This is a genomic window from Nostoc sp. PCC 7524 (assembly GCF_000316645.1).
In the GTDB taxonomy this organism is placed as follows: domain Bacteria; phylum Cyanobacteriota; class Cyanobacteriia; order Cyanobacteriales; family Nostocaceae; genus Trichormus.
Window position 1 is genome coordinate 1,636,566 of record NC_019684.1, and the last position, 24,933, is coordinate 1,661,498.

At 37.3% G+C, this 24,933-nt stretch carries 11 protein-coding genes; 10 read left to right on the top strand and 1 reads right to left on the bottom strand.

Annotation, left to right across the window (positions count from 1 at the left end; genetic code table 11):
* Positions 1 to 85 precede the first annotated feature (85 nt).
* A complete protein-coding gene (locus tag NOS7524_RS06510; RefSeq protein WP_015137684.1) occupies positions 86 to 826 on the bottom strand; it encodes a hypothetical protein in 741 nt (246 codons plus the stop codon).
* Between the two features lie 688 nt (positions 827 to 1,514).
* Between NOS7524_RS06510 and NOS7524_RS06515 the strand changes: the two genes are divergently transcribed.
* The 10 genes from NOS7524_RS06515 to NOS7524_RS06560 all read left to right on the top strand — a co-directional run bounded on the left by NOS7524_RS06515 (position 1,515) and on the right by NOS7524_RS06560 (position 24,908).
* Positions 1,515 to 3,392, top strand: a complete 1,878-nt coding sequence (locus NOS7524_RS06515; RefSeq protein ID WP_015137685.1) for a fatty acyl-AMP ligase — start codon at positions 1,515 to 1,517, stop codon at positions 3,390 to 3,392.
* A gap of 96 nt (positions 3,393 to 3,488) precedes the next feature.
* Positions 3,489 to 4,337, top strand: a complete 849-nt coding sequence (locus NOS7524_RS06520; RefSeq protein ID WP_015137686.1) for a class I SAM-dependent methyltransferase — start codon at positions 3,489 to 3,491, stop codon at positions 4,335 to 4,337.
* Between the two features lie 42 nt (positions 4,338 to 4,379).
* Complete coding sequence (locus NOS7524_RS06525) at positions 4,380 to 4,637, top strand: acyl carrier protein (protein WP_015137687.1); 258 nt, start codon at positions 4,380 to 4,382, stop codon at positions 4,635 to 4,637.
* 31 nt (positions 4,638 to 4,668) lie between these two features.
* Complete coding sequence (locus NOS7524_RS06530; RefSeq protein WP_015137688.1) at positions 4,669 to 5,496, top strand: acyl-ACP desaturase; 828 nt, start codon at positions 4,669 to 4,671, stop codon at positions 5,494 to 5,496.
* Positions 5,497 to 5,746: 250 nt separating this feature from the next.
* On the top strand, positions 5,747 to 6,628 hold the full coding sequence (locus NOS7524_RS06535; RefSeq protein ID WP_171815351.1) for an alpha/beta hydrolase family protein: 882 nt from the start codon (positions 5,747 to 5,749) through the stop codon (positions 6,626 to 6,628).
* Positions 6,629 to 6,807: 179 nt separating this feature from the next.
* Complete coding sequence (locus NOS7524_RS06540) at positions 6,808 to 11,124, top strand: type I polyketide synthase (RefSeq protein WP_015137690.1); 4,317 nt, start codon at positions 6,808 to 6,810, stop codon at positions 11,122 to 11,124.
* Positions 11,125 to 11,216: 92 nt separating this feature from the next.
* A complete protein-coding gene (locus NOS7524_RS06545; RefSeq protein ID WP_015137691.1) occupies positions 11,217 to 14,555 on the top strand; it encodes an SDR family NAD(P)-dependent oxidoreductase in 3,339 nt (1,112 codons plus the stop codon).
* 264 nt (positions 14,556 to 14,819) lie between these two features.
* Positions 14,820 to 16,082, top strand: coding sequence for an FAD-dependent oxidoreductase (locus NOS7524_RS06550; protein ID WP_015137692.1), 1,263 nt, complete (start codon positions 14,820 to 14,822; stop codon positions 16,080 to 16,082).
* 126 nt (positions 16,083 to 16,208) lie between these two features.
* Positions 16,209 to 17,903 (top strand): FAD-dependent oxidoreductase, encoded by a 1,695-nt coding sequence (locus tag NOS7524_RS06555; protein WP_015137693.1) that lies wholly within the window; start codon positions 16,209 to 16,211, stop codon positions 17,901 to 17,903.
* A gap of 51 nt (positions 17,904 to 17,954) precedes the next feature.
* The gene (locus tag NOS7524_RS06560) at positions 17,955 to 24,908 is read left to right on the top strand and encodes a beta-ketoacyl synthase N-terminal-like domain-containing protein (protein WP_015137694.1); all 6,954 of its coding nucleotides are present in this window, start codon (positions 17,955 to 17,957) and stop codon (positions 24,906 to 24,908) included.
* The last annotated feature ends 25 nt before the right edge of the window (positions 24,909 to 24,933 follow it).

Sequence of the window (24,933 nt, forward strand, 5' to 3'; positions counted from 1 at the left end):
CGAAAAATTCAGGTCATATCTAGATTGACCTGAATGTTCATATTGCGCCTTTAAAAATTTTCTGTAATATAACCATTGCTTCTGGTCATCTACTGATCAAAACTTCAGATGTTAATTCTTCTGGTGCATCTCTCAAAATAATGCTGGATTTCAAGAAGTGGCTATTAATGATTTCCTGGTAAGTTTCTATATCTGTTGCCCAATTATCTAATAATTTATTTAGAGATTGCAGACGTTCTTCTTGGCTATTATCTGCAATGCCATAGCTAAAATTACCGGAAAATAAGACAATAGGGACAGTTTCTTGTTCGCTTAAATAGAAATTGCCCTCATTAATTCCTAAGCTAAATTGGCACCGATCTAATGTAAATGCTAGTTGCACTGATGCTTTGACTGGTGTATTACCAATTTCTTGCCAGGAAGCAGGAGCTAATAGATTATGAATGTAGTTATGAGTTGTTGTGTTTACTCCTAACTGAGATTCAGTAACATAGCCTTTGAGATTTATACCTATTGCTTGGTATTCTACCTTTGGTAGCGCGTTTATATACTTGTGTATGATACCGGGAACTTCTATTTCCTGGATTTGTTTAGCCGATATTAACTCGACAAAATTTAATACTTGCGGTTGAGCAACTATACTGAGACCGTTGTCAAAAATTAGTTGAGACCCTTGATTGCTAACAATAGGTTGCCGTGCTAGCTGCCAATCAAGAGGGACAATGCCACCATATTTAAGAAAGTCAAAAGTGAGAACACTGGGGCTGTGATTCTGTGTGGCGATCGCAATATTCAATTCATGAAGTACAAGTATATCTTTGTTCATACCGGATTAAACACTTAGTAATAATTGTTTCTAAGTAGCAGTGCGGGGGTTATTTTGAGTCTTTTGGATAAATACTCACCACTCTCACTATTGATCTACACGTTTAACTTTTGATTTTTATGCACTTTCTAAGAAATGTAGTGACAAATTAATAACTTATGGGGCGAATAGAATTGCTTACTACACAAACAAATTTAACCAATTGTGGATGATTTTTTAACCTGCACATTTCAAAATATATTTTTTACTTTTGTTCATAAATTTTAGGGGGTTCAAGTCCCATTCCCTCATGCCAAAAAGTTAATATAATCATATCTTAAATTAAGGATTAGCGAACCTTAACCATGTATTGATACCTTTTCAAAGTGAGGTCAAACAGATATTCTAACAGCACCAAAAACATTGGGTTCAATAATGCAATAGTAGACTTGAGCAAATTTTCAAATATTGTCTGATAGTGAACAGATGACGGATATACATAGTCTCCTTATACCTGTTGTGTATATCTCAAGGCTGCTATTTTGTTCAAAGCATATCAACAATTATGAATCTTTTAACAACTAATAATTGCATGGCATTGAAAGCGCATTGACACTGATTTTTGAGTAACTAAATAATTAAAGATTGAAATTTCTACCAGCTTACTCTGTCAAGTAAACAACTGATCACGTTGGGTGATGTAAGAAATATGCTGCCTAATCTTAAAACTGTAGTGGATCTACTAAGATACAGAGCTATCCATCAGACTCATCAAACTGCATATACTTTTCTGGTTGATGGAGAAACGGAAGAAGTCAGTATTACCTATCAGGAGCTAGATATAAAAGCCAGAGAACTTGCAGCGTATTTGCAATGTTTAAATATTGGAGGCATTGGAGGTAAGAAGGCATTACTTCTGTATCAACCAGGACTAGAGTATATCATTGCATTTTTCGCGTGTTTATACGCTGGTATCGTAGCTATCCCGGCTTATCCACCACGATTGAATAAGCCTACACCCCGTCTACAAGCAATTGTGGCCAACGCACAGGCAAAAATTGCACTCACCAATAACTCTACCTTGAATAACTTTGAAGAGCTGTTTAGACAAAATCCACATTTGGCAGCTTTGCATTGGATAGCTACTGATAGCCTAACTGAGATACTCACCAAAAATTTGAGTGAAGAATGGCAGCAACCAAAGATTTGTAGCGATACAATGGCCTTTCTCCAATACACTTCAGGTTCTACAGGAGAGCCGAAAGGGGTAATGGTGAGTCATGGCAACTTACTACACAATTCCGAACTTATTCATCAATGTTTTGAAAATACACCCCAAAGTCGAGGCGTAATTTGGCTACCACCGTATCACGACATGGGATTAATTGGGGGGATATTACAAGCTGCTTACTGTGGTGGATCAGTTGTAATTATGTCTCCACTCGCATTTGTGAAAAAGCCAGTGCGTTGGCTACAGGCAATTTCCCACTACAAAGCTACCACCAGTGGCGGGCCAGATTTTGCCTATAACCTTTGTGTTCGCAAGATTACACCTGAACAGCGAGCAACTCTTGATTTGAGTAGTTGGGAGGTAGCTTTTACAGGAGCTGAACCAGTCAGAGCCGAAACTCTGGAGAACTTTGCTAGAACCTTTGAACCTTGTGGCTTTCGCAAAGAAGCTTTTTACCCCTGTTACGGGATGGCTGAGGCGACTTTAATTATATCTGGCGGGTTGAAAGCGCAAGCACCGATAATTAGCCAAGTGAACAAAGCAAGCATTGAACAGAATCAAGTAGTCATCACTACTGACAAACTAGAAAGTCGCGCAATTGTAGGCTGCGGTAGAACTTGGATAAATCAAAGAATTGCGATCGTCAATCCCGAATCTTTAACCCTCTGTCCTCCTGATCAAGTAGGAGAGATATGGGTATTAGGTGATAGTGTAGCGCAAGGCTATTGGAATCAATCAGAGTACACAGAAAAGATTTTCCACGCCTATCTAACAGATACCGGCGAAGGGCCTTTTTTACGTACAGGAGACTTAGGATTTTTGCAAGATGGTGAACTTTTCGTTACTGGCCGCCTCAAGGACTTAATGATCATTTGTGGTCGTAACCATTACCCCCAAGATATTGAATTAACAGCAGAACAAAGTCATCCTGCTCTGGCCCCAGGCTGTGGAGTTGCATTTTCTATTGAAATTGCTAATCAAGAAAAGTTAGTAATTGCCCAAGAAGTAGAACGACATTACCTCCGAAAGCTAAATATCGATGAAGTGATTAAGGCAATTGTACAAGCAGTTTCAGAGCAGCACGATCTACAAGCTTATGCAGTATTACTACTTAAAACTGGTAGCATACCTAAGACTTCCAGTGGCAAGGTTCGACGCAGTGCTTGTCGAGCTGATTTTCTAGCCGGAAACCTAGATGTAGTAGCTGATTGGAGTATTAATCCCCAATACAAAGTCGAATTCCGATCGCTATCAGTAGAAGTAGAATCTCTTTTGCAACAACTTCAAAAAGGTCAGCAACATGGAGAACTTGTTGTCTCTAATAAAACTTATGGTATTCAGTCAGACAGACATTAAGATACAAACCCAATGCTCAAAAATTCATTTTCATATTTCATAAAAATTGTTGTATGAAAAATAGCAGATAAATTAAAGGAATTGGAGATTTTTAGAATGGCTACGCAAACAGAAATCGCTGTTTCTTATGATGTTGATAATGATTTTTTCCGGTTATGGCTAGACAAACGCATGATTTACTCGTGCGCTGTGTTTGAGGATACTGATGATTTGGAAATAGCCCAAATAAATAAGTTGAAATGGCATAGTTCAGCAGCCAAGGCTATTCCTGATAAACGGCTACTAGACATTGGTTGTGGTTGGGGAGGCACTATGGAATTCCTCTCACAAGAAATAGGAGTCAAAGATTTAACAGGTATTACTCTATCCCATGCTCAATATTCTGAAGTTAAGGCTAAATCCATTCCAGGTGTGTCTGTTGAATGCGTGTCATATCTAGATTATCAACCCAAGCAAAAGTTTGATGGCGTAATTAGTATCGGTATGTTTGAGCATATCGCTAGACCAGAACAAGAACGCACGGGTGAACATATCTCGGTTTATCGAGACTATTTCCATAGAGCTTGGCAATGGACAAATCCTGGTTCCTGGTTTGCTTTACAAAGTATCGTTAAATGGAAAGCACCACGAAGTCGAAACGATATACGGGAAATGAGTTGGTTGCCATCCGCAATTTTTCCAGGTTCAGCACTCCCACGTTTAGAAGCAATTATTGCTTCGGTGAACCCTTACTGGGAAGTCATGGAAGTAAAAACTCGAAGAGAACATTATGCCAGAACTACCTCAGAGTGGTTACTACGGCTCAGAAGTCATGAAGAGTTAATTACGCAACGCTGGGGCAAAGAGAGATTTCAAGAGTATGAGCGATATTTAAATACCTGCGTCATGATTTATGACAAAGGCTACAACTCTCTGGCACAAATTGCCTTACGTCGAGTTGATTAGCACCAAAATTAACCCAATTTTTCTAGAAAGGAGTAAAAAACAATGACAAACGACGAAATTTTAGATCTACTCAAAGAAGCTTTTCAGGTTGCTGCTCCCGAACAAGCTGCTGCTGTAGACAGTTTAACAATGGAGAGTATGCTTGGTGAGTTTGGTGTCAGTTCAATCATCGCCCTAGAGATGGCAGGATACATTGAAGAGAAGTTAGAAATTCAATTTCCAGATGATGAACTGGATCAAATTTCCAGTATCAAAAGCTTTGTTAAATTGATTCAAAAACATACAAAAGCATTGGTCTAACGGAAATCAATAGAGCTAAAAGGAGTTCAAAATGGGAGCATCTTTGACGCATAAAGATAATATTTACCGCGCCTATATGGAATTCTTTGACATAGCAGAGCGAAAACGGCGTTGGCATCCTTTGAATGACATTCCTTGGGAAAAACTTGATATCTCCAAGAATACAGAAGAAAAAGCCATAAGTGCTGAAACCTACTGTGGAGTTGAATTGTATGTACCAGATTACACAGCAAATGGCTTGAACTTAGTACGCCCAATTTTTGGATATGCTTGGTTCGAGACTAATTGGGGTTATGAAGAATCAAAGCACGGACTTACTTTTCGTGAGTATTTAATTCGCTCAGGTCTGCGTACAGAAGAGCAATACGCAGAGTTTGAAAAGCATATCTTTACCAAAGTCTGGAATCTGCCTTTTCATACACCAAGGCAAATGACTTGTTATGGTGCATTACAAGAATCAGCGACTTTTCTGGCTTATCGATCCCAATTACGGAAAGCACAACAAGAGAAAGATGAAGTATTAGAAAAAATATACTTCTACATTAGTCGAGATGAAGGAGCCCATATGGGGTTTTATCTTCAGGTTCTTCAATATGAGATGGAAGAAGACAGAGAAGGAACTTTAACTGACTTATCATATGTCGTTAGGCACTTTCAGATGCCAGGAATTGAATTAATTCCGGAGTATGATCAACGATTTCAAGTGAATGGAATAGGCATTAGCTTCCAACAATTTTTACAACGAGGTCTTTTCCCCATATTGAAGGCTTTAGGGACGAGCCGTTCAGAGTTAGTGAGAGTTAGTAAGAGGATGTTTGAAAAGTCCAACAAAGCTCACATCAAGGCAGTCTGTCAATAGATAAAAACTAGCACTACAGTAAAGGCAGCCAATTGAAATTACCTTAAACCTATGGCTTTTTGAACAAGATAAGGAGTATAGCGTTTCTTAACTAACTGAGGTATACATAAATATTATTTACCAAGTTTAATAGCTTTGGAAAGCTTACTCTACTAGTTAGGAAATCGCTATATTTTTATGAGGGCAAATATAATAGATTATTTAATTATTGATGTGTAGTTTCTAGTTAATGAAGTAAACAACTATGCCGTTGCTAAGAGCTTCAGAAGAGAATTTCACTATAGTTACATCAGACAACCGTAAGTTATCTGCAAGGTGGTGGTCTGGAGCAGAAGCTTCAGAACGTAGTGTAGTGTTTTTATCGGCATTTGCTGCACCTCAAATATATCTCCGTTGGTTTGCAGCTTATCTTGCTGCACAGGGGTGGGGAGTATTGACATTTGATTATCGTGGGATAGGAGGATCGAAAGATGCAGGTGTAGAACTTGACTCTCAAACTACTTTTGATGATTGGGTTAACCTGGATATTCCAGCAGCCATAGCTGAAGTCAGGCAACGAACAAAAACTAAATTTTTAGGGGTGATTGCCCATAGCATCGGAGGACAATTATTAGGTCAGAGTTTGGCTTGTAAATCTATTGATGGTGCATTGTTTATATCTTCACAGCGCCTGATGCCTGAACTGTTTAAAGGAAAAGCAAGGCTTCGTATCCATTACGCCTACACACTTTTTCCGGTTTTTATCCAAATTTTTGGGCATCTACCGATATCAAAATTTACTCTCCCACAAGAATGTCCAAAACAAATTCTATTACAAGGAATTAGATGGGGGCAAAGTGGTTTGATTACAGATGCAAGTGGAGTGAATATCGAATCACGATTTGCTGAATATAAAAGGCCATTGATCATGATTACTATTTCAGATGATGATTATTATGCTTCTCCTGCTTCTGTTGAAGCCTTAGCCAAGCTTTATGCAGGAGCAAAGATACGTCATAAAATAATTACTCCTCAAGATTATGGTTTAGAAAAAATTGGACACTTTGGTTTTTTTAATCGTCATGTTCCCAAAGAATTATGGTGTCAAGCAGAAGAATGGTTAAGAGAACTAATTTATTGTACAAAAAAGTAATAACATTTAGATGCGTTTGTCTTAACTCAAATTATTGAAAATATGTTTATCTCTTTATGTAAAATTTTTATACAGCATTTTTTAATTTATGTACATCTAAAAAATATGTATTGAAATAGTAATAAATTTAAACGAGTTATGTGCAACGCCCAATAAGAAATATACCAGGGATACAAATTATGCCAGATAGTAGAGAAAAAGTTAATGATCGACTCCAAAAGACTCCGGTAGCTATTATCGGCATGGCTTGTATTTTTCCGCAGGCGAAAAATTTACAAGAATATTGGCAGAATATTATTAGCAAAGTTGATTGTATTACTGATGTTCCTCCTTCACGCTGGAATATAGACGAGTATTACGATCCTGATCCTAAGACTCCTGATAAAACCTATTGCAAACGGGGTGGTTTCATTCCAGACATTGATTTTAATCCGATGGAGTTCGGATTACCCCCCAATATTTTGGAAGTGACAGATTCTTCACAAATACTGTCACTTCTAGTTGCAAAACAGGCTATGACAGATGCAGGTTATGGCGAAGCTAGCAAAGCCATCCGCGATCGCACAGGTGTTGTTTTAGGAGTCGGCGGGGGACAAAAACTGATTGTGCCATTGACTACACGCTTACAATATCCTGTATGGCAAAAAGTATTAAAAAGTAGTGGGCTTTCTGAAGAAGATACTCAGAAAATTATTGAAAAAATTAAGTTGGCATATATCAAGTGGGAAGAAAATTCTTTTCCGGGAATGCTTGGTAATGTAGTTGCGGGCAGGATTGCTAACCGCTTGGATTTAGGAGGAATTAACTGTGTAGTAGATGCAGCTTGTGCAGCTTCGTTGAGTGCTTTGAGAATGGCACTGAGCGAACTGACGGATTATCGCAGTGACATGATGATCACAGGTGGGGTAGATACCGACAATTCCATCTTCATGTATATGTGTTTTAGCAAAACCCCGGCCTTTTCTAAACGGCAAAAAATCAGTCCCTTCGATGGTGAGTCAGATGGAATGCTCATTGGAGAAGGCATTGGGATGATGGTACTCAAGCGTTTGGAAGATGCCGAAAAAGATGGCGATCGCATCTATGCAGTCATCAAGGGCATTGGAACATCAAGTGATGGTAAGCATAAAAGCATATATGCACCCCGTTCTTCAGGACAAGCGGTGGCTTTGGGTAGAGCCTATGCAGAAGCAGGATTTACACCATCCACAGTCGGTTTGATTGAAGCCCACGGCACCGGCACAACGGCAGGCGATCCCGCAGAGTTTGCGGCTTTAAATGAGGTTTTTCGGGAAAATAACCCGCAAAAACAACACATAGCCCTAGGTAGTGTGAAATCCCAAATAGGACATACTAAAGCTACAGCTGGTGCAGCCAGCTTGATTAAAACGGCTCTAGCTTTACATCATAAAATACTACCGCCCACCATTAATATCAGTGAACCTAATCCCCAACTGCAAATTGAAGATTCACCTTTTTATTTAAATACAGAAACTCGACCTTGGTTGCGTAGTGCCGATCAGCCTTCGAGAAGGGCAGGTGTGAGTTCTTTTGGCTTTGGTGGGACTAACTATCATGTAGTTTTGGAAGAATACAACAGCGAACAGAATTACTCTTATCGGTTACATCACAACCGCCATGAGATTTTACTGTTTGCTGATCACCCAGCGCAATTGCGCGATCGCTGTCAAACAGTTCTCCTACAGTTACAATCTTCAGCCTCAGCACAACACTATGCAGAACTGGTTGATGCCTGTAAATCATTAGTAATTCCTCCTAATTCCGCTAGAGTGGGATTTGTCGCTGCATCCGTAGCAGAAGCTTGTGAATACTTGCAAACTGCAATTAATTTACTCAACACTCAAGTATCAGCCGAATCCTGGGAGCATCCCCAAGGTATCTACTATCGCAAAGCAGGTATTGCACCGCAAACAAAAATAGTTGCTTTGTTTTCTGGGCAAGGTTCTCAGTATTTAGAGATGGGTAAGGAATTAACCCTCAACTTCCCAATACTCCGCCAAGCCTACGCCCAAATGGACAGCATCTTGAGCCAAGCGGGAGTTTCACCTATTTCCGATGTAGTGTTTCCTGTTCCTGTGTTTGCCACGCCTCAAAAAGAGGCTCAAGTAGCGAGATTACAACGGACTGAAAACGCTCAACCTGCAATTGGTGTTTTTAGTGTTGGTTTATACAAGATTCTGCAACAAGCTGGATTCAAACCTGATTTTGTAGCAGGACACAGTTTTGGTGAACTCACAGCTTTATGGTGTGCCGGAGTTTTGGCGGATGAAGATTACTTTTTCTTAGTCAAGGCTAGGGGACAAGCAATGGCCTCTCCGCAGAATTCTGATGTTGATACAGGCGGTATGCTAGCTGTTAGCGGTGATGTGAGCAAATTGCCAGAACTAATCACCAATTCTCTACAAATTAAAATTGCTAACTGGAATTCTAATAATCAGGTAGTCTTGGCGGGGACTAAATCAGAGGTTAGGGAAGTTCAACAGGTATTAACTAGACAAGGTTATTCTTGCATTCCACTAAACGTTTCTGCTGCTTTCCATACATCCCTTGTCAGTTATGCTCAAAAGCCCTTTGCCCAAGCAATTAGAACTGTCAAGTTCAATCAACCCAAAATTCCTGTATTTTCCAACATCACAGGTAATGTTTACCCACAAGAACCAGAAAAGATTCGTCAAACTTTAGCAGATCATATTCTCAATCCTGTTGTGTTTAAGCAGGAAATTGAAAATATCTATGCAGCCGGTGGCTACTGTTTTGTAGAATTTGGCCCGAAGCAGATTCTAATCAACCTGGTGAAAAATATTTTGGGTAATAAACCACATTTAGCCATAGCCTTGAATCCTCAAAGTCGCCGTCAAACAACAGAGATTGCATCCAAAGACAGCGATCGCTCCTTGCGCGAAGCAGTTGTACAGCTACGGGTAGCTGGATTACCTTTAGGCAACCTCGATCCATATCAAGCTGAATTAAAAGTTGATACCAATACTAAGAAGAGTTTAACGGTAAGGTTAAACGGTAGTAACTACGTCAGCGACAAAACCAAAAGCGTCTTTGAACAGGCCTTGCAAAGTGGGGATCAAATCAAATCTCAAATTCCACCAAAACCACAATCTATAAGTGAGCAATCTACAATCAAGTCTCAGATTCAGCCACAACCAGAGCTATCCAAATCAAAATCCACAACCACAGGCCAGTCTTCAGGTGTTAGTGGTAACGGTAACGGTAACGGTAACGGTAATGGCCGATCTGTAAACGGAAAACATCAACATAAAACACCGGAGAACGGACAAACAACCAAGCCTTCTCAACCTCAATTTATCACCTCTAAACCCACAATATCAATGCTAACTCAATCTACCCCATCAACAGTTCCTCAACAGCTATCGGTAGCTTCATCTACTCAAATAGAAAAGCTGTCAAAATCACTATCACCTGCATCAGATCAATCTGTTATCGACAGTTTTGAACGCATGATTATGCGTTTTTATGAACATCAAGCGGAAGTATTACGTGTTCAAGAACAATACTTAAAAAATCAAGCGGAAGCTTCCCAAGGCTTTCTACAGATGATGCAACAACAGTATTCTAGCTTGATTGCAGAAAGTAGTAATCACCATTTACAGGAAAAACTCTTAACTGATTTTCCTGCTCCTGCCTCATTAAAAGGACAAGAAATCACAAATAAATCAGATATTGACGCAACCACCATAGCATCTCAACATCTGGTGGTAGCCCCTACCTTGATCACTAATTCTGTGGAGTTATCTGAGTCACTAGCAGAAGAGGACTCATATCAAAGTCAGTCAATAGTTTTGAGTGAACCAGTATCTCAGATCGAACTAGCTGTTTCCCAAGCATCATCAGCTATTGATTTAGCTGTTTTAAGTCAATCCTTATTATCAGTAGTCAGTGACAAGACGGGTTATCCGACTGATATGTTGGAATTAGAGATGGATATGGAAGCTGATTTAGGCATCGATTCCATCAAACGAGTCGAAATCCTGGGAGCAATGCAGGATTTATTCCCTGAACTACCAGCATTCAATCCTGAAGAACTTTCAGAACTGAGAACTTTAGGTGAAATTGTCACCTATATGGGTAATAGAAATTCAGTTATCCAAACTACAGGAAAAGAGGTTGTTACCCAACTAGAGCCAGTAGCATCAATAGCACCACAAGCTGATGTAATTACTCAATCCAATTTAGAAGGTTTGTCCCAATCTCTTCTGGAAGTCGTGAGTGACAAGACAGGTTATCCGACTGATATGTTGGAATTAGAGATGGATATGGAAGCTGATTTAGGTATCGATTCCATCAAACGAGTTGAAATCCTGGGAGCAATGCAGGATTTATTTCCCGAACTACCACCACTCAATCCTGAAGAACTTTCAGAACTGAGAACTTTAGGTGAAATTGTCACCTATATGGGTCAAAATTCACTAGCGGTGGAAAAAAAAACTTTAATCCCAGTGTAGAAATTTGTTCAGAAGTATCTCTGAGTCATACTATTCAAAGAGGGTGGGCAAAACTACAGTGTTTACACACCCCAGATAAATTAGATTGTACCTTGAGTGACAACCACATCTGTTTGCTAACAGCAGATGGGAGTCCAACCAGTATTAAGTTAGCGCAGTCTTTAGTAGCACAAGGGTGGAAAGTGGTTGTCCTCAGCTTCCCAGAGTCAATTGTGAGCGATCGCCTGCCAATCCCAACAGGAATTAATCATGTAGTCCTTTCAGATATGAGTGAGGAACATTTACAACAACAGCTAAAAGCGATCGCTCAAAACTATGGTACTATTCGTGCGTTTATTCATCTGAGTCCACTTCATACAACAGCCAGTACAGCTAAAGCTATTATTAAACAAGTTTTTCTGATCGCTAAACACCTCAAGAAGCCTCTGAACGAAACTGCTATACAAGGACGCAGTTGGTTTATAACTGTATCTCGTCTAGACGGAAAATTGGGAGTAGCAGGAAACCCTGATGTAAATCCTATTCAGGGGGGTTTATTTGGGTTAACAAAAACTCTCAATCTGGAATGGGAAAAGGTATATTGTCGAGCCTTGGATATTAGTCCTGATTTGAGTCCAGAGACTACTGTCCAGTCAATCATTGCTGAATTGTATGACCCCAATCAGTTAATAGTGGAAGTTGGATATAATTCTCAAAGACGCATTACTATTGTGAATGAGCAATATGACATTGCTCAGGCATCAAAAAATCAACAAATTAATGTTAATCAAGATGCTGTATTTCTTGTCAGTGGTGGGGGACGAGGAATTACAGCCCAATGTGTGATCAAATTAGCGCAAGTTTTTGGATGTAAGTTTATTTTGCTTGGTCGTTCAGCTATTAATCCTGAACCTGATTATGCAAAAGGTTGTAGTGATGAAATTGAATTGAAAAAGCGGATTATCCAAGATATTTCTGCTCCAGGAGAAAAACCTACACCTGCCAAAGTCAATAAAATACTCAAAAGCATTATTCAAAGCCGCGAAATTCGAGAAACGCTCTCTAAAGTTAAGCAGTTTGGTGGCAGTGCTGAATATATTAGTGTTGATGTAACTGCAAGCAGTTTAGTTAAAGAAAAGGTCGCGGAAGTTGCCGCTAAATTTGGCAGAATTACTGGCATTATTCATGGCGCAGGTAACTTAGCAGATAAATTAATTGAGCATAAAACAGCCCAGGATTTTGAAGCAGTTTATGTACCTAAAATCCTCGGATTAGAAACCCTGCTTAGTTGTGTTGATCTCAATCAACTGCATCATTTAGTGTTGTTTTCCTCGGCGGCAGGATTTTATGGGAATATTGGTCAATCTGATTATGCGATCGCCAATGAAATTCTCAACAAATTTGCTCATCAATTCAAACATCAACACCCCAAATGCCACGTTATTTCCTTCAACTGGGGCCCCTGGGATGGGGGTATGGTGACACCAGAAGTAAAACAAATTTTTGCCCAACGCAATATTGAAGTAATTCCTATTGAAGTTGGAACTCAAATGCTGGTGGAAGAATTAGCATTTGGTGAGCAAGATAAAGTGCAAGTGCTAGTTGGTGGTTCTCTTGCTACCCTATCTAGCTCTTTAGTAGCAGAAATGCAAACTCACCGTATCCGGCGCAAATTAACTCTAGAAGCTAATCCCTTTTTACAAGATCATGTAATCGGAAATCATGCTGTATTACCATTCACTTATGCTGTAACTTGGATGGTTAACACTTGTGAGCAACTATATCCAGGTTATAAATTTTTCAGTAGCAGTAACTGTAAAGTTTTAAAAGGGATTATTTTCGATGAAAGTTTGGCTGATGAATATATTGTAGACGTGAAAGAGGTTAACAAATCACCAGATAAAGAAATTGAATTAGCTGTGACTATATGGAGTAACACAACAACAGGAAAACCACGATATCATTACAGCACACAAGTTCAACTCTTGCGTCAAATTCCTCATCCTCATATATATAAAGAATTTGACAGAAATGAAGATAAAAATTGTGTAGGTTTGTCACCCTATAAAGATGGCACATTATTTCACGGATCTAGCTTCCAGGGCGTTAAACGAGTTTTAAATATAAGCTCAACAAAACTGACAATGGAATGTATGAGTTCAATCACAGATGTTGAACAATATGGTCAGTTCCCAGTGCAGAGTTGTAACCCTTGTACAGCAGATATACAATATCAAGGTATGTTGATTTGGGTTCGCCATGTCTATCAAGCAGCCTGTCTACCTTTAAGATGTGATAAAGGTGAACATTTTCAAGATATTCCATTAGGCAAAACATTCTATGTTTCAATAGAGGTTTTATCTAGTAGTAACACTAATTTAAAAGCTAATATAATAGCCCACGATATTAACGGACAAGTTTATTCCCAGGTTTTCGGTGCTGAAGTCACTATCAACAAACAGCTAAATTCCCTATTCATTTCGGCTGAAGATAGAGAAACAAACAAATTATCCTCATTTTGGCGCAAATTCTTAGGAGCCAAGCATCCAGTTTTCTATGCACTATTTACAGCTTTATATCGGCGTTTTGTCGGACGCGTAGTGCTGGAAGATAGAGGAGATTTTGAATCACTCAAAGGAAAACCAAGACTTTACTTAGCTAATCATCAAGTAGGAATAGAATCTCTACTATTTGTATTTTGTGTTGCTGCGCTTACAGATTGTCCAATTAATGCAGTAGTTAAAGCAGAGCATCGGCATAGTTGGATTAGCAAAATGTTTGAGCAGCTTTATTCCTATCCACAATTTAAAAACCCAGAACTTAATTTTTACTTCGACAGAGAAAATCAGTTGTCCATGATTCAACTTCTTGCTTCTATAAAAAAAGTCATAACTGAGCAAGGCCATTCTTTGCTAGTTCATGTACAGGGAACTCGCTCCTTAAGTTGTCGCCAACCTGTTACAAATCTAAGTGCTATTTTTATTGATTTAGCATTGGAATTGAATCTCCCTATTGTACCTGTAAAATTTGTGGGAGGATTACCCATTGATCCATTAAAAACACGCTTAGAATTTCCCATTGGCTATACCTATCAAGACTATTATTTAGGTAAAGCAATTTATCCTGAAACACTTAAGTCTTTACATAATGCAGAGCGTAAAGCTTTAATTTTAGAGTGTTTAAATCAACTGGGTGGAACCCTAGCAAATTCCTATCCTAATACACCTAATATTGATTTTGAACGAGAAGTAAAACTGTGGATGAAGCAAACTGGAGTTTCAGAAATTCGTGCAGTGCTGTACAAAGTGCTGGAAAAAATTCCCAATCCAACTGATGAAATTTGCACATTGTTGACAGGTATCCGCACAGGTAGTTTTCAGGTTTCTGATTCTGCTGAAGGACTGTGGTTAAAAGGATTTGGACAATGGTTGAATGGTAATCAAGATAATTAAATTTTTCTGCTTCTACCTTTAGATTAATTAAACTCTAATTATAGTGAAGCTTTACAAATAAAAAGTTATCAAGAATTAGGACGTTTTTTATTTAGAGAGTGGTAGAAGCAAAATTTAAACAGGACTTATAACCTATCTTGTAGGGTGCGTCAAATGCCAAACATCTGTTGATAATCACGAAAAACTCAAATCTGACGCACCCTAAGAATATGGCTGTTGCGTAAGTTCAATTAAAGTAATTGGCATATGATATTAGAGGTCAAAATGGTTCAAACTAAATTAGATAAAAATACAAAGTTTGGCATTATTGGAGCAGGTGTTGCTGGCTTAACTGCGGCTCGTGCATTAAGAGACAAGGGTTATCAAAATATTACTTTATTAGAAAGAGAAGCTACGGCTGGAGGTAAATGTCGTACTGTATTTTATCAAAATCGTCCTTTTGAATTAGGAGCTGTTGTCATAGCTCCTAATCATTATATTACGCTTGATATTATGAAGGAAGTAGGATTAAAAACAGAGTTAATTACAGGAGATGGGAATTTTTATAAGCCTGATGGTAGAAAAATTAAATTAATAGATAAAAAAGAACAAGCAAACCTTTTATGGCAAATTTTTATTAAACTGCCATATTTTGCATACAAAAATAAAAAAATTTATTCCCCAGGTTTTTTGGATATTAATAGCGAGTTATATCAAAATTTTCACGATTACTGTTCTAATAATGGGTTAGAAATGTTTGAAATATTATCAAATATTATTTGTACTCCATATGGATATGGATATCCTCATACAGTTCCAGCAGCTTATTATTTTAAATACCTATCTTTAAAAGTTTTTTACACAGCTTTTATGAAGAGGTTACTATATTTTTCTGATGGTGCAGCGACTGTTTGGCAGAAGTTAGCTGAAAAATTTGATATTCGCTTTGAGCAAAATATTATTGCAATCAAAAGGTGTTCTCAAATTCAAGTTCATACCGCAGTAGATACTTTTGAATTTGATAAACTAATTTTAGCTTGTCCGTTAGATAATACATTATCTTTTCTTAATGCTAGTCTGGAAGAGGAAAAATTATTTAAAAAAATTAGATACAACTACTATTACGTTTTTCTTTTATTTGTTAATAATTTACCAGATGGAGATAATCTGCCTAATAGAGGTTACATTCCTGTAAACTTTACAGAATCGAATGAAGGTCATTTGATGTTTTGGCATCGTCGATACAAAGATATCAATCTCTATACATTCTACATACTTGGAGATGAAGAACAAGATGAAAAAGAATTAGAAAGAGTGCTTATAGAAGATTTGGAGAAAATGGGGGCTAAAGTTGAAAATAAATATACTTCTACAAAATGGAAATTTTTTCCTCATGTTAGTTGTGAAGATATACAAAACGATTATTATCAGCAACTAGAAAGTATTCAGGGAGAAAATAATACTTATTTTACTGGAGAATTACTTAATTTTTCTATCGTAGAGTCAGTAGCACAGTATTCATATAATCTCGTTGAACGTTTTTTCTGAAAACGTAAAAACAGCAATGCTATGTAGGTGGTGATATAGCTGAAATAGTAGCAGCCACCTTACTAGCTGAACAAGGGTTAAACGTAGAGATTGATGAATTAGCTTAATCAATTAGGATTAATTTATATGAACGCAAAAAAAGTTGTAATTGTAGGTGGTGGTATAGCTGGAATGGTAGCAGCAACTCTACTAGCTGAACAAGGGTTCAAAGTAGAGCTTTATGAATTAGCTAATGAATTAGGAGGGAAAGCTAAAAGCCTCCGGACTAAAGATGGCAATCCAATTGAACATAGTCATCGAGTATACAGTAAAGATTATAAAACTTTGCTGCCAATATTAGCAAAAATACCAGATGGAAATCACTATGTAATTGATAATCTAATTACTCCTAAAAAAGCCATAATCTCAAATACGAAGGGAGAAATTTTTATAAATTTAAAATTTCGTCAACGAAAACAATTAAATTCATTAGAACAATTTTTATTTTGTATTTTTCAGCCTATTGTTAATGGTATTAAAATATTATTAATAATGTTTCTGTTTCCTTATAAAATGAAAAGAATTGGTATACCCATAAGAGAAAGCATATGGTGTCTATTAAAACATATTCAATTTTTAATGATGTGTGAAGAGCGTCAACAAAAATTATTTTCTGGTCAAAGCTATGGTGAATTTCTTTGTATAGAAAATAAGAGCGATAATTTTAAACAATTTATATCGACTTATATATCAGTGTTAGTTGCAGCCAGGCTTGAAACTGAGGCTATAGGCTGTGCGAGATTATTCAGTAATAGTATGTTGACAATGAGAGGAGTAATTAAAGGATTAGAACATCTAGGTGGAATCATGATTATGAATGGTCCTACCAGTGAACGACTATTTAATCCTTGGCAAAAATATTTAATCCACTTAGGGGTTAACATTCATTTAGGAGTAAGTCTTAATAGTATTGAAACAGAAAAAAATCTCATCAAATCATTTACATTTTCAGATGGAACTAAAGCAACATCTGATCATTATATTTGTGCCGTTCCTCTAGTAGTTCTTACAGATTTGGTCAATAAATGTAGTTTGGCAAATATTGATCTATCTTTGATAAATGTTAATGAGCCTAAAATGGAATGGTCTAATAGCGCCCAATTTTTCCTATCAGCATTACCTAATAATAATGCCACTTCTTTTGAGCCTGGTGTCTTAAATTTACACATAAATAGTCCTTGGGATATTGTGAGTATAGTTCAAGGAAAAGGAATTTGGAACAATGTAGAAATGCCTCCAGATATGCCCTATGTACTGTCAGCAACTTTTTCTAATGTTCACTCTCACGGAGTAGTTTTCAATAAACCATTAATAGCCTGTTCAGAGACTGAAATTTTTGAAGAGTTGCTGACTCAAATGGGTTTTGTAGACCGGGATTTAGTGATGAGTTGGCATTTAGACTATGAATTGATCATTATGGAAGACAGCGAATATCAGCAAAAAAAAGATAATTTGAGAAGTCATTTAGCTAGTGATGTCTATGATGGCAAAAGAATGCTGACTTATGCACCACTGGGGTTAATGCGACCCAATCAAAAACCGCTAAAAACAGTTTCAAAAATTTCTAATTTATATCTGGCGGGGGAGCATATTGATACTCAATATAGAATCCCAACTATGGAAAAGGCAGCAGAATCTGGTCGAAGAGCTGCTATGGAGGTTGCTAATCAGGTAAACCCAAGCATAGCAGAAGCTATTAAACTACAAGATAGGGACTTTATTAAGCCATTTTCATTTGTGCAAAATTTAGATAATTTAGTGTATCAATGGCAATTTCGATAAATCTCTTATGTCACCTAAAAAAGATTAAATAAAATTTCACAAAATTATATTATGACACCTATTGCAATTATTGGTCTATCTTGTCTTTTTCCGGGTGCAGAAAACCCTGAAAAATATTGGCAAAATTTAATTGAACAAAAAGATTTAACCTCTTTAGCAAATCAAGAGCAAATGGGGGTAGATGCCAATTTTTTTTACAATTCAATTAAAGGAAAGACTGACAAATACTATTGCATGAAGGGTGGCTATATTCGAGATTTTCAATTTGATGCTGCTGGATATGAAATTGCTCCAGAAATCCTTCAAAAGTTGGATCAACTTTATCAATGGTCGTTATATGTTTCACGCCAAGCTTTGAAAGATAGTGGTTATTTAAAAAATCGCTCTGTTTTGTCAAACTGTGGTGTCATTTTAGGCAATCTTTCCTTTCCTACTAGATTTTCCCATCGAATTTTTGCATCTACATATCACAAGGTAATTAATTCAGCTATTCAGGAGCTTTTACAAGATAAATTATTACATTTACCGAAATTATCTAATGATTTATCTCCCTTAAATGCTTTGTTATCTGGATATCCAGCAGCATTGATTGCTCAGGCATTATCTCTTTCTGGCATCAACTTTTCTTTAGATGCAGCCTGTGCTTCATCGCTTTATGCAATTAAACTAGCCTGTGATTACTTGTTATCAGGCAAAGCTGACTTAATGTTAGCTGGTGCAGTTAGTTGTGCTGATCCGCTTTTCATCCATATGGGATTTTCCATCTTTCAAGCCTATCCCGAAAATAGTGTGACTCGTCCCTTGGATAAGTCATCAGGAGGATTAATTTCCGCAGAAGGAGCTGGCATGGTAGTGCTGAAGCGATATGATGATGCAATTCGAGATGGCGATCGCATTTACGCTACTATCAATGGTATTGGCTTATCCAATGATGGTAAAGGTAAATTTGTTCTTAATCCTAACCCCAAAGGTCAAATCCTAGCCTTTGAAAGAGCCTATAAGAATGCGGGCATTAATCCCAATAGTATTGATTATATAGAGTGTCACGCCACAGGCACACCCATTGGAGACATAACAGAACTCAACTCTATGGATGCCTTCTTCAGTAGATATCAAGCCTCTCCATTGATTGGTTCTGTCAAGTCTAACTTTGGTCACTTGTTAACTACAGCAGGGATGACTGGCTTGATTAAAGTGATTCTCAGCATGAATCAAGGGGTAATTCCACCAACTATTAACTTGATTGAGCCTCTGAGTTCAGATAATGGAGGGATTTGTGCCAATCAAATTGTCAATGCAACCATACCTTGGCCCAATAACACTTCTACTAAACGTGCCGCAGTGAGCGCCTTTGGTTTTGGTGGCACAAATGCTCATCTGATCCTAGAATCGTCAAAGCCAGAAAATTTAGACTTGGGTTTGACAACAGAAAATCTAACTAAACCTACTTCCAGCCAAAATCGTTTAGCTATTGTGGGTATGGATGCCTGCTTCAGCTCTTGTGAAGATTTAGATGATTTTGATCGCACAATCTACGAGGCTCAACAGCACTTTATTCCTGTTCCGCCTCAACGATGGAAAGGAATCGAGTTACAACCTGAATTACTCCAAGACTATGGCTTTACAGATGGGAAAGCCCCTGATGGAGCATATATTCAAGATTTTGATCTAGATTTTCTTCGCTTCAAAATTCCACCTATTGAGGAAGATCAACTGATTCCTCAACAGTTGTTAATGCTGAAAGTCGCCGATAATGCCATTAAAGATGCAGGGATAATTGCAGGAGAAAATGTTGCTGTCATCATAGCAATGGGAACAGAATTAGCATTACACCAATATCTTGGGCGTATTGATTTAACTTGGCAAATTCCAGCTACCTTAAAAAAAGAGAATATTGGTTTATCAACTCAAAAAATTGCCGAGTTAGAAACCATTGTCAAAAGTAGTCTATATCCTGAAGCAAGAGTGAATAATTATACTAGCTTCATAGGGAATATTATGGCAGCTAGAATTGCCGCATTGTGGGATTTTTCGGGACCGGCATTTACCGTTTCTGCTGAAGAAAATTCAGTGTTTAAATCCTTGGAAATAGCTCAAATGCTATTGAGTCAGGGTGAAGTAGACGCAGTTGTAGTAGGGGCTGTAGATTTAGCTGGTGGATTTGAAAATGTGCTGTTACGCCATCAGCTAGCACCTATTAATACAGGAACTCATACATTAAGCTATGATATCAACGCTAACGGCTGGATGGTGGGAGAAGGTGCTGGTGCAGTTGTTCTCAAACGTTATGAAACTGCCCAACAGCAACAAGAACGAATTTATGCCGTTATTGATGCGATCGCTCTAGTTCAAAATAACAGTCAAGATAAATTTCCTGAATCAGTTCAACAAGTTTGTCAGCAGGCATTTAATCTCGCCAATATTCAACCCCAAGATATTGGTTATCTGGAAGTTTTTGGTAGTGGTATTGCCCAAGAAGATACTGCTGAAATCACAGGATTGAACCTAGCATATAGACACAATAAAACATCACAAAATGACACTTTAACTTGCTGTATAGGTAGTATTAAAGCCAACATTGGTCATACATACGCGGCTTCTGGCATAGCTAGTTTAATTAAAACCGCCCTCTGCCTGTATCATCGATACATTCCTGCTACGCCCCAATGGTCAAAGCCGAAACATTTAGAACATTGGCAGGATAGTATTTTTTATGTTGCTAATGAATCAAGAACTTGGTTTTTAGATGAAGGAGTATCTAAAAGAATTGCAGCTATCAATGGACTAGGGTTAGACGGCACTTATGCTCACTTGATTATCTCGGAAGAAACAAGCCAACAAGAGCGTCCCAGCAAATATTTAGCACAAACTCCTTTTTATCTCTTTCCTTTAGCGGCTGATAATCAAACTGCTTTGCTGGCAGAGATTAATAAATTAAAGCAACAAATAGAAAATACAGAATGTCTGGCAACAACTGCTACTCAAACTTATCAAAATTTTCAACAGAATATACAAGCAAATTATAAGTTAGCGATCGTTGGTCATCATCGAGAGGAACTACTCAAAGAAATTAACTTAGCAATTCACAGTATTGACAAAGCATTTCAGCAAACAGGTGAATGGAAAACTCCTCTGGGCAGTTATTTTACAGCCAATCCTTTAGCTAAAAAAGGAAAAATTGCTTTTGTCTACCCTGGTATGGGTAGTGCTGACATTGGACTAGGAAAAGATATTTTTCGATTATTTCCTCAAGTTTATAATACTTTCTCAAACTCAGTATCTAATATTAGTCAATCACTTTGTGAAAAGCTTATTTATCCTAGAAGTTTAACGCAACTTTCAGAGGTAGGACAGGCAGCAAAAATTGATAAGTTTTTTAACGACGGGGTAGCTATGTGTTTAAGCAGCATCAGCTTGGCATCGCTATACACCCTCATTCTCCAAGATTATTTCCAAGTACAACCTCAAGTTGCTTGCGGATATAGTTTAGGTGAAGCTAGTGGAATGTTGTTTGCGTTAAGAGTCTGGAATCCTCAATATCATTCTTATGCAACCAGTGCCACTGCTGCTTTGATGGAATCACCTTTGTTTAAAACTCAGTTGTGTGGTGCTTGTGTAGTAGGCCGTCAGTTTTGGGGATTGCCTCTAACTCAGAAAGCGGGAGAAGAAAAATTTTGGACATCTTATCTGCTGAAAGCATCAGTATTAGAAGTTGTAGAAATCTTAAAGCAAGAAAATCAAGTTTATCTTACTTTTATTAATACTCCTCAAGAAGTAGTCATTGCTGGTAATCCCCAATCTTGTTTGAGAGTAATTAAAAAACTAAAATGCCGTTATATTACTATTAATTTCGACAGTATTTTGCATTGTGAAATTGTACAATCTGTATATAATGACATAGTTAAACTACACACCATCCCTATTCAAAATACTCCAAATATTGATTTTTATTCAGGAGTGACTGCTGATAGGTTAGTTATTGACACTAACTCTCTTGCCCATAATAGTGCAACACTTTGCTGCCAAAAAGTAGATTTTCCACAACTGATTAACCGACTCTATCAAGATGGAGTAAGGATTTTTATTGAGGTAGGAGCGAAAAATAATTGTTCTCGATGGATTGATGATAATCTCAAGGAACTAGAACATATAGCTATAGCAATTAATAATAAAGGTGTTGATGATCATACTAATATTGTTAGGCTTTTGGCAACAATAATAAGTCATAATGTATCTGTCAATCTATTACATCTTTATAGTCCATTAATGAAAACTTCATCCCCAAGAACCTCAATTATTAAAAATATCATAATAGGAGGTTCTCATATTTATTCTTCAATTGTTAATGACGAGAATAAATCAATATTTGAATTACCAGTAACATCACATAAAATCTGTAATCAATTACCAGCAAAAAACATCAACCAAAGAGTCATGTTTACACCATCTAGTTCAATTAATAATCTGAAAATAATTCAGTTGCAAATTGCTGTATCTGAACAGAAGTTAAACAGTAACATAGCTACACAGAAACATATGTCTAATGCCAATATAAACACTCTAAACTCAAATAATTCCATTAATGCCTATACTAAACCATCCAATATTGTCTGGAATGAAGCAGATTTATTGGAATTTGCACAAGGAAATATAGCTTCTATATTTGGTCAAGATTATCAAACTATTGATTCCTATTCCCGGCGAGTTAGATTACCTATGCCTCCTTATCTTTTGGTAAGTAGAGTTACCAAAATAGATGCAGAAAAAGGTCGCTTCAAGCCATGTTCTATGACTACAGAATATGATATTCCTCATGATGCTTGGTATTCTGTTGATGGTCAGATTCCCTTGTGTGTAGCCGTAGAATCTGGTCAATGCGACCTATTATTAATTAGTTACTTAGGAATTGATTTTGAAAATAAAGGCGACTTAGTTTATCGTCTCCTAGATTGCACCCTCACGTTCTTAGATGATTTCCCCAAAGAGGGTGAAACCTTACGATATGACATTAAAATCAACTCCTTTGTCAGAAGTGGAGATAATCTCCTATTTTTCTTTAGCTATGAGTGCTTCGTCGGTGAAAAAATGGTTTTAAAAATGGATGGAGGTTGTGCCGGATTCTTCTCTGATCAACAATTAGAACAAGGAAAAGGCATTATTTTCACCGATAAGGAACTAGCACAAAGAAGCCAAATTCAAAAACAATATTTTGAACCATTGCTAATTTGCCAAAAATCAACCTTTGATGAGTCAGATATGTTAAATCTCACAGAAGGTAATATTGCTGCTTGCTTTGGTGATAGTTATTGTCAATATGGTTTAAATCCATCTCTGCGTTTACCACCCAAAGCCATCTTGATGATTGATAGAGTCACTTCAATTGAAACTACAGGCGGAGTTTGGGGTCTAGGTCTGATCATTGGGGAAAAAAATCTCGACCCAGAACATTGGTATTTTCCCTGTCATTTTAAAGATGATCAAGTGATGGCAGGTTCATTAATGGCAGAAGGTTGTAGTCATCTGTTGGAATTTTATATGCTGTATTTAGGATTGCAGACATATACTACCGATGCTAGATTTCAACCTATTCCCAATTTACCGCAGGTAGTGCGTTGTCGGGGACAAGTGACTCCCGTGTCTGCAAAATTAATCTACCGCATGGAAATCACCGAAATAGGTTTGACACCAAAACCTTATGTTAAATGTAACGTCGATATTATTTTGCATGGCAAAACAATAGTTCACTTCCAAGATTTAGGTTTACAGTTATCGGAAAAGAATCCTGAAAATTCAACTCATACTAACCATTTAGTAAAGACAGCATCTACACAGTTAAAAACCCAAAAGCCTACTTTATTAAATGAAGAACAAGTCCAAGAATTTTGTACAGGTTCAGCTGCTAAATGTTTTGGTTCAGAATATGGAATTTATGATCAAGGTACAGTAATAGCTTCACGGATGCCTAATACCCACCTCCAATTAGTGCATCGTGTTTTAGAAGTTAAGGGACAACGCCATCAATTCACAAAAGGATCAACAATTGTTACTGAATATGATGCTCCTTTAGATCCTTGGTATTACCGTCAAAACTCTTCTGAGACAATACCCTACTCAATTTTGATGGAAATTGGTCTGCAACCTTGTGGTTTTTTATCTGCTTATTTAGGAACTACATTACTATATCCAAATCAAAGTTTGTGTTTTCGTAATCTTGATGGTAAAGGATACTTAACTAAAAATATAGACATTCGAGGTAAAACAATTACCAATACATCTACATTGCTTTCTTCAATCAATATGAAAGGTAATATCCTACAAAGTTTTGAATTTAAAGTAGCCTGTGATGGTGAGATATTTTATACAGGAGACGCTTCATTTGGTTATTTTAGTCCTGAAGCTTTAGCTAATCAAGTAGGCTTAGATCGTGGTCAGGATGTTCGACCTTGGTACGAGACTCAAAATACACTAAACTTACCAGAAATACAAATTGATTTACGTACTCCAGAAAGTCGAAATCAATATTATCAAGTCAACTCAATTAGACCTAATTATCGTCTAGCACAATATCAATTAGATTTACTTCATGAATTGAAAATAATTGCAGGTGGAGGAAACTATCACCAGGGATATATCTATGCAACAAAAGAAGTTAAACCGACTGATTGGTATTTTAAGTGCCATTTTTATTTAGATCCAGTCATGCCCGGCTCTTTAGGTGTAGAAGCGATTTTGCAAGCTATGCAAGCCTATGCTTTACATCTCGATTTAGGCAAATACATGAAATCACCCCGATTTGTACCTGTAATAGACCATCAAGTGATTTGGAAATATCGGGGACAAATTCCTCACACCCAAACACAGATGTATTTAGAAATTCATATTTCTCGACTGGAGATTACTGAGGATAAAGTCACTTTAGTTGGAGATGCTAGCTTATGGAAACCAAATCTGAGAATTTATGAAATTAAAGATGTGGCAATTTGCTTAGTGGAATCAAACTTGTAAACTCTAAAAAAGTAAAGGAGGTAAT